This window comes from Variovorax palleresanus, assembly GCF_051144945.1.
GTDB classification, from domain to species: domain Bacteria; phylum Pseudomonadota; class Gammaproteobacteria; order Burkholderiales; family Burkholderiaceae_C; genus Variovorax; species Variovorax paradoxus_S.
In genome coordinates this window covers 4,191,888-4,206,007 of sequence record NZ_JBJNVP010000002.1, presented here as the reverse complement: position 1 = coordinate 4,206,007, position 14,120 = coordinate 4,191,888, and the positions used below count along the sequence as shown (strand labels likewise).

At 68.7% G+C, this 14,120-nt stretch carries 9 protein-coding genes; 4 read left to right on the top strand and 5 right to left on the bottom strand.

All coding sequences use genetic code 11. The features are described from left to right. The first annotated feature begins 76 nt into the window (after positions 1 to 76). Positions 77 to 1,297 carry a D-amino acid dehydrogenase gene (locus ACJ7Z0_RS23590; protein WP_434791765.1) on the top strand — a complete coding sequence of 407 codons (1,221 nt, stop codon included), beginning with the start codon at positions 77 to 79 and terminating at the stop codon, positions 1,295 to 1,297. Positions 1,298 to 1,313: 16 nt separating this feature from the next. Here the strand turns inward: ACJ7Z0_RS23590 and ACJ7Z0_RS23585 are convergent, their stop codons facing one another. The 3 genes from ACJ7Z0_RS23585 to polA are packed head-to-tail and all read right to left on the bottom strand — an operon-like array spanning position 1,314 to position 6,367. Next, positions 1,314 to 2,216 (bottom strand): LysR family transcriptional regulator, encoded by a 903-nt coding sequence (locus tag ACJ7Z0_RS23585; protein WP_434791764.1) that lies wholly within the window; start codon positions 2,214 to 2,216, stop codon positions 1,314 to 1,316. 7 nt (positions 2,217 to 2,223) lie between these two features. Next, entirely contained in the window at positions 2,224 to 3,510 is a 1,287-nt protein-coding gene (locus ACJ7Z0_RS23580; RefSeq protein WP_434791763.1) for a M20/M25/M40 family metallo-hydrolase, read from the bottom strand. 34 nt (positions 3,511 to 3,544) lie between these two features. Continuing rightward, positions 3,545 to 6,367 carry a DNA polymerase I gene (gene polA, locus ACJ7Z0_RS23575; protein WP_434791762.1) on the bottom strand — a complete coding sequence of 941 codons (2,823 nt, stop codon included), beginning with the start codon at positions 6,365 to 6,367 and terminating at the stop codon, positions 3,545 to 3,547. Between the two features lie 97 nt (positions 6,368 to 6,464). Between polA and ACJ7Z0_RS23570 the strand changes: the two genes are divergently transcribed. The 3 genes from ACJ7Z0_RS23570 to ACJ7Z0_RS23560 are packed head-to-tail and all read left to right on the top strand — an operon-like array spanning position 6,465 to position 8,761. After that, entirely contained in the window at positions 6,465 to 6,830 is a 366-nt protein-coding gene (locus tag ACJ7Z0_RS23570; protein WP_431123345.1) for a hypothetical protein, read from the top strand. A 43-nt stretch (positions 6,831 to 6,873) separates the two neighbouring features. Further along, the gene (locus ACJ7Z0_RS23565) at positions 6,874 to 7,920 is read left to right on the top strand and encodes a homoserine kinase (RefSeq protein ID WP_434791761.1); all 1,047 of its coding nucleotides are present in this window, start codon (positions 6,874 to 6,876) and stop codon (positions 7,918 to 7,920) included. 10 nt (positions 7,921 to 7,930) lie between these two features. Continuing rightward, positions 7,931 to 8,761, top strand: coding sequence for a BPSS1780 family membrane protein (locus ACJ7Z0_RS23560; protein ID WP_431123350.1), 831 nt, complete (start codon positions 7,931 to 7,933; stop codon positions 8,759 to 8,761). A gap of 18 nt (positions 8,762 to 8,779) precedes the next feature. On the opposite strand, the gene ACJ7Z0_RS23555 is transcribed toward ACJ7Z0_RS23560, so the two are convergent. Further along, complete coding sequence (locus ACJ7Z0_RS23555) at positions 8,780 to 10,318, bottom strand: DUF3999 domain-containing protein (RefSeq protein ID WP_434791760.1); 1,539 nt, start codon at positions 10,316 to 10,318, stop codon at positions 8,780 to 8,782. Next, positions 10,315 to 14,070 carry a DUF2339 domain-containing protein gene (locus ACJ7Z0_RS23550; RefSeq protein ID WP_434791759.1) on the bottom strand — a complete coding sequence of 1,252 codons (3,756 nt, stop codon included), beginning with the start codon at positions 14,068 to 14,070 and terminating at the stop codon, positions 10,315 to 10,317. The genes ACJ7Z0_RS23555 and ACJ7Z0_RS23550 overlap by 4 nt, the downstream gene beginning before the upstream one ends. Between the last annotated feature and the right edge of the window lie 50 nt (positions 14,071 to 14,120).

The following is a 14,120-nucleotide window of genomic DNA, read 5'->3' as shown; positions in this document are numbered from 1 at the left end:
TTTTGGCATTTCCGGCCGGCGCGGTGCGCCCCTACAGTCGATGCTGTCTCCCATTCACTCCCGGAAAGTTGCCTCCATGCATGTCTGTGTGCTCGGTGCCGGCATCGTGGGCCTGGCCACCGCCTGGCAACTCGAACGCCAGGGCCATCAGGTCACGGTAATCGACCGCGCAGCCCCCGGTGCGGGCGCAAGCGGCGGCAACGGCGCACAGCTCAGCTACTCGTACGTGCAGCCGCTGGCCGATCCGTCGATCTGGCGCCAGTTGCCCAAGCTGCTGCTCTCGCCCTCTTCACCGCTCAAGCTGCGGCCTCAGCTCGATCCGCTGCAGTGGCGCTGGGGGCTGGCTTTCCTGGCGGCCTGCAAGGCACAGACTTCCCGCAACACCACGGCCCAGCTGCTCGCGCTGGCCGCGCTGAGCCGGACCGAATTCGAGGCGATGCAGGCCGACATCGCGCCGGACTGCGATTTTTCGGCCACCGGCAAACTGGTGCTCTATGCCAGCCCGGCGTCGCTCGAAGGCGCGCGCGCGCAACTCGAACTCCAGCGCACCATGGGCAGCGAGCAGTGCATCGTGTCGCCCGACGAGTGCGTCGCGATCGAGCCCGCGCTCGCAAGCTACCGCAGCCAGATGGCCGGCGCGGTCTACACGCCGAGCGAATGCGCGGCCGACTGCCTCAAGGTCTGTGCCGAACTCATGCGCATGCTCAGCGGGCGCGGCGTGCGCTTTCTGCTCGGCACCGACGTGCACGGCTTCGCCCGCAGCGAAGGCCGCGTGGCTGCCGTGAAAACGAATGCGGAAGACATCGAGGCCGATGCCTTCGTGATGGCGCTGGGCTCGGCCTCGCACAAGCTGGGACGCGCCATCGGCGCCTACCTGCCGGTGTATCCGCTCAAGGGCTACAGCATCACGGTGGAGGTCGATCCCTCGGCGGGCGCCGCACCTCGCGTGAACGTGACCGACAGCGCGCGCAAGGTGGTGTTCGCGCGCATCGGCTCGCGGCTTCGCGTGGCCGGCATGGCGGAACTGGTGGGACACGACGCGAGCATTCCGGCCACCCGCATCGAGACGCTGGCGGCCGCCACGCGCGCTGTCTTTCCGCATGCAAGCCAACTGGAAGAGCTGCACCCGTGGACCGGCATGCGGCCCGCCACGCCCACAGGGCTGCCGATCATTGGTCGGCTACCGAGCGCGCCGGCAAACATGCTGTTCAACACCGGCCATGGCGCCCTGGGCTTCACGCTGGCCTTCGGCTCGGCGCGGCGGATTGCAGAGGCCCTGGAGCCTGCGGCCTCCTGAGCGGCCGGCACGCGGGTCAGGCCGCCTGCTCGATCGCCTCGCGCATGCAGCGCGTGATGCCGCGCACCGCCACCGAATCGGGCTTTCCTGCAAAACGCAGCGCGCGCACCGGCACGGGAATGTGCGGCTCCAGCGCCAGCACGTCGACCTTGGCGCTGTCGGCCGATCGGGCCGTGCATGCATCGACCAGCGCCACGCCCAGCCCGTGGTGCGCCATCGACAGCGCGGCGTGATAGGTCTGCACCGTCACCACCGCCTGCTGGAAGCCCACCCCCGCCTGGCGGCAGGCCTGGCTCAGGCTGGTGCCCACCGGGTCGCGGCTGTCGAGCCCGATGACGGGCCGGTCGACCAGGTCGTGCAGCGCCACCGAACCGTTGCGCACCAGCGCGCGCGGCAGCATTCCCTTGGGCGCGATGCACACCATGCGCGTGTCGGCCAGCGTTTCCTGCGTGAGCGAAGGATGCACCGCGGGGCTGAAGACAAAGCCCACGTCGGCCTCCTGCAGCAGCAGCGCCGACATGATCTGCGGCGAGTGCAGCGACTCCACGGTGATCGAATAGCCCGGGTGCCTTTCGCGGAAGGCCTTGAGCGCGCGCGGCAGCACCTCGTAGCTCAGCGCCAGCACGCTCAGGATGCGCAGTTCGCCGGTGTCGCTGCCCGCGCGCAGGTTGGCGGCAAGGCGCTGCACCTCGTCGAGTTGCGCAAACAGCCGCTCGATGTGCGGATACAGCGTGAGCGCCTCGGTGGTCGGCGTGAGCCGGCCCTTGGCACGCTGGAACAGCGGAAAGCCCAACTGCAGCTCGGCATGCTGCAAGGTGCGGCTCACCGCCGGCTGCGTGATGTTGATGAGCCGCGCCGCCGCGCTCACGCTGCCGGTGAGCATGATCGCGTTGAAGACCTCGATGTGGCGCAGGCGCATGGCCGGGTCAGTTGCCAGGGAGCTTGCTGCGGGAGAGATCCATCACCATGCGGGTTGCGAGATAGAGCCTCGGCTCGATGGAATCGACCAGCACGTATTCGGCATCGGCCGAGTGCGCGCCAAAGCCCTGCAGCCCGAAGCGCTCGACCACCGGTGCCTTGGTCTTGAGCGCGGCAAAGGCGGCATCGGTGCCGCCGCCGGCCACCGCGTCGTCGGCGCCCAGCGGCCTGCCGAGCTCGTCCTTGTAGATCCGCTGCGCATGCTTAGCGAGCGCGCGCGAGGCATCGGTTGCCTCCAGCGGCGGGCGGCGGCGCTCGAACTTCATCTCGACCTTGGCCTCGGGAACGAGCTGCTTCTTCACGCGCTCCTGCACCTGCTGCTCGATGCGGTCGTAGTCGCTCACCTTGAGCACGCGCACGTCGGCGCCCGCCGTGGCGCTGGCCGGAATCACGTTGCGGTTGCTGCCCGAGCGCGAGATGGTCCAGTTCATCTTGAGTCCGGTGGCGGGGTCGGACAGGTCGCGCATCTGCAGGATCTGGTGCGAGAGCTCGTAGAGCGCATTCACGCCCTGCTCTGGCGCCGAACCCGCATGCGAGGCCTTGCCCGTGACGTTCAGCGTGACCGAGGCAATGCCCGCGGTGGCGAGCGAGAGCTTGTCTTCCTTGACCGACGCGCCTTCGAACGACAGCACCGCGTCGTGCTCGCCGCCCAGCCGCGTGATGAGCGTGCGCGAACCCGGCGAACTGATTTCCTCGTCGCCGTTGATCAGCACGGTGAGCGTGCCGTAGTCCTTGAACTTGAGCGCCTGCAGCATCGCGACCGTGTGCGTGATGACCGCGACCCCCTGCTTGTCGTCGGCAATGCCCAAGCCGTAGGCCTTGTCGCCTTCGACGCGGAAAGGCTGCTTGTTGAGCATGCCCACGGTGTAGACCGTGTCCATGTGCGCGATGAGCATGATCTTCTTCTTGCCCGTGCCCTTGAAGGTGGCGCGCACGACGCGCCCGAGCTTCTCGGGCGTGTCCTCCATGCGGTAGGCCTCGGCGCTTGGGTCGATCAGCTCGACCTCGCCGCCCATGGCCTTGAACTTGGCCGCGATCAGATCGGAGATCTTCTCGAGCCCTTCGAGATCGCGGCTGCCCGATTCGATGGAGACCAGTTCCTTCAGCGTCTCGAGCAGGGCGGGCTTTTCCTTGGCGGCGAGCGCGGCGATGCGGGCATCGGGCGCGGCAAAGGCAGTGCCGAGCCATGCGGCGCAGACGGCGGCGAGGAGGAATTTGCCGGGCTGGATTTTCATGGGCGTACTTCTTCTTTCTTCGTCTGGATTCTGGTCAGTGTGCCTTGTCCCAGTTGGGACCGATGCCGATCTCGGCCAGGAGCGGCACCTTGAGTTCCGCCACGCCGGCCATCAGGCGCGGAATCTCGGTGCGCACCCATTCGACCTCGGCCTCGGGCACTTCGAACACCAGTTCGTCGTGCACCTGCATGATCATGCGGGTGGCGCGCTTCTCTTCGTCGAGCACATTCTGTACCTTGATCATGCTGAGCTTGATCAGGTCGGCCGCGGTGCCCTGCATCGGCGCGTTGATGGCCGCGCGCTCGGCACCGCCGCGGCGCGGGCCGTTGGGCGAATTGATCTCGGGCAGGTAGAGGCGTCGGCCGAACACGGTCTCGACATAGCCCTTCTCCTTGGCGAGCGCCTTGGTCTCGTCCATGTACGCCTTCACCCCCGGGTAGCGTGCGAAGTAGCGTTCGATGTAGGAGGCCGCGGCCTTGGTCTCGATGCCCAGGTTGCGTGCGAGCCCGAAGCTGCTCATGCCGTAGATGAGCCCGAAGTTGATCACCTTTGCGTAGCGGCGCTGCTCGCTCGACACCTGGTCGGGCGTGGAGCCGAACACTTCCGCCGCGGTGGCGCGGTGCACGTCGATGCCTTCGCGGAAGGCGCGCAGCAGCGACTCATCGCCGCTGATGTGCGCCATGATGCGCAGCTCGATCTGCGAGTAGTCGGCGCTGGCAATCACGCTGCCAGCCGGCGCAATGAAGGCTTCGCGCACGCGGCGGCCTTCGGGCGTGCGGATCGGAATGTTCTGCAGGTTGGGATCGTTGCTCGACAGGCGCCCCGTGACCGCCACCGCCTGCGCATAGTGCGTGTGGACGCGGCCGCTGCGTGGGTTGGCCAACTGGCCCAGCTTGTCGGTGTACGTGCCCTTGAGCTTGGACAAGCCCCGGTGCTCCAGGATCTTGGCCGGCAGCGGATAGTCTTCAGCCAGTTTCTCGAGCACCTCCTCGTCCGTACTCGGTGCGCCGCTCGGCGTCTTCTTGACCACCGGCAGGCCCAGCTTGGTGAAAAAGATCTCGCCGATCTGCTTGGGCGAACCGAGGTTGAACGGCTGGCCCGCGATCTCGTAGGCCTCCTGCTCCAGCGCCATGATGCGCGTGCCGAGTTCATGGCTTTGCGCCGCGAGCGTGGGCGCGTCGATCAGCACGCCATTGCGCTCGACGCGGTAGAGCGCCTCGCTCGAATCCATCTCTAGCTGGTAGATGAAGCGCAGCTTTTCGTCGCGCTCGATCTGGGGCCACAGCGCCAGGTGGACGTCGAGCGTCTGGTCGCTGTCCTCGCACGAATACTCGGCGGCCTTGGCAATGTCGACCTGGCTGAACGGAATCTGGTGCGCGCCCTTGCCACACAGGTCTTCGTACGAGATGCCGCTGCGGCCCAGGTGGCGTTCGGCCAGGCTCGCGAGGCCGTGCGGCCGGTGCGCCTCGAGCACGTAGCTTTGCAGCATGGTGTCGTGCGCATAGCCCTGCACCTCGATGCCGTGGTTGGCGAGCACGTGGCGGTCGTACTTGATGTGCTGGCCGAGCTTTTTCTTCTGGGGGTTTTCGAGCCAGGGCTTGAGCCTGGCGAGCACTTCGTCGATGGGCAGCTGCGCGGGCGCGTCGGGATAGTTGTGCGCGAGCGGCACGTAGGCCGCCTCGCCGGGCTCGACGCTGAAGCTCACGCCGACGATGCGCGCGACCATCTCGTCGAGCGAGGTGGTCTCGGTGTCGATGGCGGCCAGCTCGGCGGCCTCGAGCCTGGCGAGCCAGGCGTCCAACTGCTCCCAGCTCGTGATGGTCTCGTACTTCAGGTTGCTCGCGGGCGATGCCGCCTCCATCGCGCCGAGGTCCGCCGATTCGTCGAACAACCCACCTTGATCGCTGCTTGCCGCGGCGCCGCGGGCCGTCTGCTTCTTGATGTTTTCCTCGATCAGCTCCGGTGGCACTTCCAGTGCCTCGAGCGACTTGACCAGGCTCTTGAAACCGAACTTCTCGTAGAAGGGCTTGAGCTCGGCGGTTTGCGGCGCGCCCACCGGCAGGCCTTCGAGCGACGGCAGGCCGGTGACGTGCCCGTCCAGGTCGCAATCGGTGCGAATGGTGACGAGGTTCTTGCTCAACGGCAGCTTGTCCAGGGCCTTGCGCAGGTTCTCGCCGGCCTGGCCTTTCACCTCGGCGGCGCGTTCGATCAGCGCGTCGAGCGAGCCGTATTCGAGCAGCCATTTGGCAGCGGTCTTCGGACCGACCTTCTCGACGCCGGGCACGTTGTCGACCGCATCGCCCACCAGCGTCTGGTAGTCGATCATCAACGAAGGCGGCACGCCGAATTCCGCCGTGACCCCGGCCACGTCGCGCCGCTTGCCGTTCATCGTGTCGATGATGGTGATGTGCTCGTCCACCAGCTGGCTCAGGTCCTTGTCGCCGCTGGATACGATGACCTCGACGCCCTGGCGCGCCGCCGTCCTGGCGAGCGTGCCGATCACGTCGTCGGCCTCGATGTCGGGCACGCAGAGCACCGGCCAGCCCATGAGCTTCACCACCTCGTGGATGGGTTCGATCTGGCTGCGCAGATCGTCGGGCATGGGGGAGCGGTTGGCCTTGTATTCGGGGTACAGGTCGTCTCGAAACGTCTTGCCGGGCGCGTCGAAGATGCAGGCCGCGTAGTCGGCGCGGACCTCGCGGCGCAGCGCGGTCATCATGTTGATCATGCCGCGGATGGCGCCGGTCGCGGGGCTTTTCGGGTCGCCGGGCACGGCCCGCAGGTCGGGCATGGCATGGAAGGCGCGGTAAAGATAGCTCGAGCCATCGACGAGCAGCAGCGTTTTCTTGTCGGTCATCGGGCCATTTTGCCGTGCCCGGACCGGGCTCCCGAACCACGGCGGCAAGCGCCGCCCGCCGACACGCTGGAAGCGGCCCCGAGCCTACAATCCTTGCATGCCTAGCCCCACACTCCTGGTCGCCCGCCGCATCCTGCTGGCGCTGGCCTTTGCCGTCCCTTTTGCCGCCGTCCAGGCGCAGCCCGCACCCGCTGGAGCCTCCGCGCCGCCCCAGCCGCTACAAAATCAGGAGCAGGCCGATGGCCGGCGCAACCAGAAGGTCGAGCACATCCACACGGAAGACAGCGGCGCCTCGGTCGACGAGGTGCGCTATGGCGGCCGCACGCAGAGCATCAACGTCAAGCCCAAGGCCAACGTGCCGGGCTACGAGGTGCGGCCGAACGATCCAGGCGCGCGAACGGGTTCGGGCGAAGCGAACTCGAACGGCAACGGCGCCCGGGTCTGGAACGTGATGAAGTTCTGACCGTGCCGCGCTTTCAATCGGCAGCGACACGCTGAGCACCGCCATGGCAGTTTTTACCGAAGTCGAATTCGGCGAGGCCGACGCGCTCGTGCAGCGCCTGGGCCTGGGCCCTCTGCGCGAGCTTCGCGGCATCGAGGGTGGCATCGAGAACACCAACTACTTCGCGACCACCGAGACCGGTGAGTTCGTGCTGACGCTGTTCGAGCGGCTGGGCGCCGAGCAGCTTCCTTACTACCTTTGTCTCATGAAGCACCTGGCGGGCCGCGGCCTGCCGGTGCCCGAGCCCGTGGCCGATCCGGCCATCCAGCCGCCTTCGGGGCATGCCCTGACGATCGCCGCGAACGCCCCGTGCGAACTGCTGCTCAAGGTGGCGGGCAAGCCGGCGGCGCTGGTGCAGCGGCTCTCGGGCCGGAGCGAACTCGCACCGGGCGCGTCGCATTGCACCGAGCTGGGCGCCCTGCTGGCGCGCATGCACCTGGCGGCGCGCGACTTTCCGCGCATCCAGCCGAACCTGCGCGGCCTGGCCTGGTGGAACGACACCGTCCCGGTGGTGCTGCCTTACGTCGACGAATCGCAAGCCGGGTTGCTGCGCGCCGAACTCGCCTACCAGAACCACGTGGTCGAGTCGTCGGCCTACGCGGCGCTGCCGCGCGGGCCCGTGCATGCCGACATGTTCCGCGACAACGTGATGTTCGCCACCGGCGAAGACGCCGCTGCGGCACCGCGCCTGACCGGCGTGTTCGACTTCTACTTTGCGGGCACCGACACCTGGCTGTTCGACCTGGCCGTGTGCCTGAACGACTGGGCCATCGACCTTGCGACCGGCCAGCACGACGTCGAACGCGCCGACGCATTGCTGTCGGCCTATGAAACCGTGCGCCCGCTGAACGCGGCCGAGCGCGCCCTGCTGCCCGCCATGCTGCGCGCGGCGGCGCTGCGCTTCTGGATTTCGCGGCTCTGGGACTTTCACCTGCCGCGCGAAGCCAGCATGCTGAAGCCGCACGACCCGGCGCACTTCGAGCGCGTGCTGCGCGAGCGCGCCGCCCATCCGCACGCCATGGCGCAGTCGCTCGAACCGCTGGCCGCCTGACTCTCAAAAAATGAAACTCCACCTCGTGCCGGCGCGAACCGGCGCCGAATGGGTCCGTCTCGGGCTCAAGACTTTCTGGCGGCAGCCGCTCGCCTTCATCTCGCTGTTCTTCCTGCTGATGGCGCTGATCTCGACGGTGTCGCTGCTGCCGCTCATCGGCAGCGTGCTGGCGCCGGTGCTGCTGCCCTTCATGACGCTGGGCCTGATGGTGGCCACTTCGGTGGCGTACACCGACAACGCCGAGGGCATCGGCACCGAGGGACACGCGCAGCGTCCCACCGGCTCCGCCATGTTCGTTGCCGTGGCCGGCGCCATGCGCGCCGAGTGGCGTTCGCTGGTCAAGCTGGGCGTGATCTCCGCGCTGTATTTCGTGGTGGCCGTGCTGCTGACCACGTTCGTCGACGGCGGCCAGCTTGCCAAGGCCTACCTGCTCGACGAAGTGCTGACGCCAGAGGTGATGGCGAGCAGCGATTTCCAGGTGGCACGCATGCTCCTGATGTGCCTGAACCTGCCGCTCTCGCTCGCCATGTGGCATGCGCCCGCGCTCGTGCACTGGCACCGCGTGGAGCCGGTCAAGAGCGTGTTCTTCAGCGTGGTCGCACTGTTTCGCAACTTCGGCGCCTATGCGCTGTTCGGGCTGGCATGGCTCGGCGTGTTCCTGCTCGCCGGCATCGGCATCGGCCTGATCGCCACCGTGCTGATCGGCGTCGGTGCGGTGGGCGGAGGCGCCGCCGCCGCGGCCATCGGCAACGTGCTGATCGTCGGCACGGCGCTGGTGCTCGCGGCCATGTCGATGAGCTCCACCTGGTTCACCTTCCGCGACAGCTTCGACCCGAACTGACTCGCGGCCGAAGGGCGTTCAGTCTGCCAGCGCCCTGTCCCTGCGCAGGCTCGCAAAAAGTGACCATGCCATGCCGGCCAGCAGCAGCAGGCCGATGCCCAGCGCCCCCCACAACCACCACTTGCGCGACGCATCGGGCTGCGTGGGAAGGGGCAATTGCGCGGCCGCGGCGACCACGGCTTCGACAGCGGCCACCGGCGCCGGCGGCAGCGTGACGGAGGCTTCGCCCGCCGCAATCGGCTTGTTGGCGGCATAGCCCGGCACCAGCGTGGCCAGTGCCAAGGCCGCTCCCGGCGAACCGCCCTGCACCACGTTCTTTTCGGGCGCCGTATTCCAGTTCAGCGAAAACGGCGCGGCGCCTTGGGCGAGAAACACCAGCGTGCGCGGCGTGGCGCCTACCGCGATCGCCGGAGGCGTCGGGCCCAGAACGCTCACCGGACCGGCCGTGCGCAGCCGCAGGTGCGAGTAGCTCCTGCCGTCGAGCGCAAGCAACGGCGAACGCGCCTCGCCGCCCGCTTGTGCGAGGCGGTACACCACGGTGTCGAGCAGCGGTACTTCACCCGGGCTGCCTGTGGCCGCTGCCGGCCGGCGTTGCTGGTGCCGCAGCGCATACAGCGGATTGCGCGGCACGGGTGCCGGCTCGGCGGCAGCCGCCGGCGTGGCCGCGAGCAGGCCCGAAACACCGACCTGCGCGAGCGTGTTGACATCGGCCAGGTCGATGCGCAGGCTTTCCACAGGAAGGCCGCGCGGCAGCGCGTAGTCGCAATGGTCGGTGCCGCAACGTTCCGGCTTGAGCGCGCCCGTCCATTCGATGGGCGCCACGGGCTCGACCTCCTGCACGCTGTCGATCGCCACGCCGGTCAGCGGCGCGCCGTTTTGCGGATTGCTCCAGCGCAAGCGCAGGAAGCGCGCATGCACGCTGCCCAGGTCGACCGCCAGGCGTTCGATGGTTTGGCCGCCATGCGCCAGCCGCACCAGTTGCTCTTCTCCGCCAACCGGCCGCCAATGCCGCAGGTCGTCGCTGGCTTCGAGCCTGAAGGCGAACAGGCCGCGCGCTTCCGGTGCCACTTCGAAGCGCGCCTGCAGCAGGCCGCCTTTGAGCTGGCTCGCATCGATCAGCCACTGTGCCGCTTCGGCTGGCTTGCGCGCCGGCTTGCGGGCCAGCGCCAGCGAGCCGTCGGGCCGCACCTTGAAGCTCAGCGATGCGTCGTCGTCCGATGCTTCCGCCGCGCCTCCGGCACTCGCGGGCAGCGCGAAGATCGGCACCTCCTTCGAGGTGAAGTGCGGCGTGGCGGCTTCGTTGCGCAGCCACGCATAGGGCACGGCGTTGCCGGCGGCATTGCGCACGCGCAGGTCTCGCAGATCGCCGTATGCAGCATGGGCGTAGATGCCGAGCGGCAGCGCGAGCCGGTAGTAGGGGCCGTTGCCTTGCACGGTGATGGGGGCCGTTGCCGTGGTGGAGGGCTGCGCCCCGGCCACACCGAACCAGGCCGCAGCCAGACCCGCGGCCAGGCGAACACCCACCACGTGGCGCAACGGGATTGCACCGTGCTTCATGCGACACCTCCTTCGGGCAACAACACATCCTTCTCCATTTCTTTCCTGGCTGGCGGCACGGGCGCGAAATAGCCCACCAGCAGCAGCAATGCACCCACCGCAATGAACGACACGATGCGGAACAACCCGCCCCGGTCCGCCAATTCGACGAAGAACAGTTTCAGCACCACAACGCCGAGCAGCGCGGCGCCGCCGACCCACAGGGTGCGCACCCCGCGTGCATGCCCGAGCACCATCGCGACCACGCCGCAAATGGCCCAGGTGATGGAGAGCGCCGCCTGCGTGAGCCACGAGGCGTAGAGCGCGTCGAACCGCCACTCGACGCCCGCATAGTGATGGCAGCTGCGCAGCACCATGCCGGTCAGCAGCGCCAGGCCGGTGAGGCCGAGCACGCCCTTCGCAACCATGGGCTGCACGCGCGCGAACGAGCCCTGCGGCAAGGCTCGCCACCAGAGCACCAGCGCGAAGAGCACCAGCCATTGCGCCAGTTCCAGCGGGTTCAGCAGCGGCACGTAAGGCAGCGGCGCCGCGTTGCCCGGGCTGGTGCCGTTGGTGACCCAGACCCACGCCAGCAGGTAGGCCGCCACCGGCATGGCCGCGATTTCGAGGTACGCGGCCCGGTACTCGGACACCGGCCAACGCTGCAGCAGCGCGCGCGAACGCAGCATCCACAGCGCGAGCGCGGGCACGATGGCCCAGCCCAGCAGTTGCCAGCTCGACCACTCCGCGCCCACGCGCCCGAGCTGCCATTGGCATTCGCGCGCCGCCAGCAGCACGAAGAACCAGAAGCCCGCCACGTGCAAGGTCGCCAGTGCCGACGGAGCCAGCCAGCGCTTCTGCGCATGCAGGAGCCGCAGGTGCCAGAGCAGTGCCAGCGGCCAGGCGATCCAGCCCAGCGCGCTCGACGGCACGTACACCGCGGGCGCCGCCAACGCAGCGCCATGGGCGGCGATCAGCACCAGGCCCGGCAAGGTGGCCAGCGTGGCCCGGCCCAGCTGCGGCCAGCCGCGCCGGTGCGCCACCACCGCCGACAGAACGGAGGTCACGAGCACGATCGCCATGGCGGCCGCGGCCACATGGCCGGCCAGCCCGTTGCGGCGCAGCACCTCGCCGGATTCGTCCAGCCAGCCGAAGAGCCACCAGGCCAGGCCCCAGACCACCGGCGCCCACAGCACGACCGGATTGGCGCACCAGTCGTTGATCCAGCGCGTGCGCTTGGCCGTGCTGGTGCCTTCGGTGGCGCGCCGCCATGCCTCGCCGCTCATCCAGCCGCCGGCCAGCAAGGCCGCGAGCCCCAGCACCACCGGTGTCCAGAAACCCAGGTGCGCGAAAGCCGGCGGCGGGGTATTGCCGTAGAAGATCCAGATCTGGCCAAAGACGTGCAGCAGCGCCGAGACGACCTGCAGCACGCCCGCCAGCGCCGCCAGCGGCTTGTGCGCCATGCGCAGCGCCACCCAGAGCACGACCGTGGCCGTGAGCGGCCACAGCAACGCGGCCTGCGCCAGACTCACCTGGAACAGCATCGCGAGATGCAGCAGGCTCACGCCCGCAATCACCGCGACCGCATTGCCCGGCGACCACACAGGCTGGATGCCGCGCGCCAATGCGGCACGGTGCGCCTGCAGCATCGACCATGCGGCGCTGCCGAGCAGGCTGAGCGCGATCAGGCTCGCCGCCACCGCGCCCTCCCAGCCGGTTGCAAGCACCTCGTCGCCGGCACGGGCATCGGCCACGCGATGCAGCGTGGCAATGAAACCGGCCACTGCCAGTGCCTGCATTCCATACGTCACGAAGGCCAGCGGCCGCAGCTTGAAGCGCACCGCCACGGCAAAAGTGGCGGATGCCAGCACCGCCGTCGCGGCCGCTGCCCAAGGCGGCGTGAACCACTGCCACAGCAGCAGCGTGAGCGCACCCATGCCGAGCCACGGCAACGCGGTGCCCACGAGCGCTTCCCAGCCATTGCCTTCGTCCAGCTTGGCGCGGCGGTGAATGGTCCACATCGCGAAGGCGCTCACGGCCACCAGCAGCGGGCCGATCACCGAGCCCTGCAGCAGCGGATGTCCCGCGGCGGCATCGAGCTGCGTGGCTTCGAGCAGCTTCCACACCGCGCCGGCGAACACCAGGAAAGAGAAGGCACGTGCATACACGCGCCCCTGCCGTGCACCCAGCCAGTACATGCCGGCCGCTTCCACGGCCCAGGCCGCGCCCGTCCACCGGCCTTCGAGGCCGAGCGGGATGGCGAGCGTGCCGAAGATCACGCCGACGATCGCGTAGGCCTCCGCCAGCAGCGCCAGGCCCTTCGGCTGCGTGGCGAAAACCAGGCGGCCCAGCACCAGGTAGAAGGCCGCGAGCGCCATCGCCGAGAACGCGGCGCCGTACTCCCATGGCTGCATCAGCAGCACCTGCATGCCGAACGCGACCATGGGCGTGCCGAACACCAGCGAACTGTCGACCCGGCCCGCGCGGCGCAGGGTATCGAGCGCGCGTGCGGCCAACGGCTGTGCGGGCTGCACGGGCGCATCGAACAGCGTGCGGCGCGCAAACAGCAGGCCGATGGCAACGAACAGCAGGAAGAACGCCAAGAGGAAGGGCTGCACGATGCCGTACTGGTCGTCGGTGTAGTACTTGTGCGCCCAGCCCGCGGCCAGCGTGAAGGTGCCGACGAAGCCGATCAGGTTCAGCACGCGCCAGGCCTTGAACCAGGCGATCAGCACGATGCCGACATCGAGCACCAGCAGGTAGGTGAAGAGCCCCACCGGCCGGTTCTGCCCAGTGGACGCAAGCACCGGCGCCGCAAAGCCCTCGAGCACCGCCACGATGGCCAGCACCGGCGCGTTCTGCAGCACCGCCAGTACCGCGCTCAGCGCGGCCACGCCGAACAGGAAAACGAAGCCCGCGGTCGGCGGCAGCAGTTCGTGCACCTTCATGGCCGCCAGCGTCGTCAGGTAGAAGACGCCGATGCCGGCGCCCTGCAGGATCAGCGCGTAGCCGGTGCGCTTGCGGCGCAAAAACCAGCCCAGCGCCAGCAGCCCCGCGCCCACGAGGGCGACCGCCGCATAGCGCAGTTCGACCGGCACGGTGACGCGCTCGGCCGTGTAGCGCAGCAGGAAGGCAAGCCCCAGGAAGAGGATCAGCACGCCGAGCTTCACCAGCATGTTGCCGCCGAAGATCAAATTGGCGATGGGCGCAGGCAGGCGGTCGCGCAGCGGGACCGCGGGAGGCGGCGGCGGCGGTGGCACGCGCCGGGGCGGCGCAGGCATGGCCGCGGGCGGCTTGACGGCCACGGGCGCCGCGGGCTCGGGAGCCGTCTTGGCCGCTGCAGGCTGGATGGGCGGCACCGGAACGTGCGCCGCAGCGTTTGCTGCAGCTGCAGCGGCCGCTGCCGCCGGCCGCGCCACCGGCACGGGCATGGGCTGGGCGACGCGGATGTCTGGCTTGGCAGGCACAGGCACGGTCACAGGCGAAGGCATAGGCTCGACCGCCGCACCTGCTGCGCCCTGCCCCAGCCGCTGTTCAAGCAAGCTCACGCGCTGTTCGAGTTCGGCGACGCGCTGCTGCAGCTTCAACACGCCGCCCGCGGGGGCCGCCGGCGCACCGGTGGAAAGCTGTGCGCTCTCAGCCTCGGTTCGTGCAGGCTCGGCGGCGGTTTTCTTGCCGACGATTTTCGGCAACCCAAACGCGCCGACCACCGCAAGAATCAGCGCGGCCGGAACCGACTCGGCCAGGGCCCCTATGAAGAGACCGGCGATCATGCCAAGAAACCACATCCCTAACTCCCCTTGTTTTGGCGAGCATGGAGTGT

What these genes read in the sequence shown, in the direction of transcription:
- ACJ7Z0_RS23590 (WP_434791765.1), top strand. Translation starts at nt 77, where the DNA reads ATGCATGTCTGTGTGCTCGGTGCCGGCATCGTGGGCCTGGCCACCGCC.
- ACJ7Z0_RS23585 (WP_434791764.1), bottom strand. Translation starts at nt 2,216, where the DNA reads ATGCGCCTGCGCCACATCGAGGTCTTCAACGCGATCATGCTCACCGGC.
- ACJ7Z0_RS23580 (WP_434791763.1), bottom strand. Translation starts at nt 3,510, where the DNA reads ATGAAAATCCAGCCCGGCAAATTCCTCCTCGCCGCCGTCTGCGCCGCA.
- polA (WP_434791762.1), bottom strand. Translation starts at nt 6,367, where the DNA reads ATGACCGACAAGAAAACGCTGCTGCTCGTCGATGGCTCGAGCTATCTT.
- ACJ7Z0_RS23570 (WP_431123345.1), top strand. Translation starts at nt 6,465, where the DNA reads ATGCCTAGCCCCACACTCCTGGTCGCCCGCCGCATCCTGCTGGCGCTG.
- ACJ7Z0_RS23565 (WP_434791761.1), top strand. Translation starts at nt 6,874, where the DNA reads ATGGCAGTTTTTACCGAAGTCGAATTCGGCGAGGCCGACGCGCTCGTG.
- ACJ7Z0_RS23560 (WP_431123350.1), top strand. Translation starts at nt 7,931, where the DNA reads ATGAAACTCCACCTCGTGCCGGCGCGAACCGGCGCCGAATGGGTCCGT.
- ACJ7Z0_RS23555 (WP_434791760.1), bottom strand. Translation starts at nt 10,318, where the DNA reads ATGAAGCACGGTGCAATCCCGTTGCGCCACGTGGTGGGTGTTCGCCTG.
- ACJ7Z0_RS23550 (WP_434791759.1), bottom strand. Translation starts at nt 14,070, where the DNA reads ATGATCGCCGGTCTCTTCATAGGGGCCCTGGCCGAGTCGGTTCCGGCC.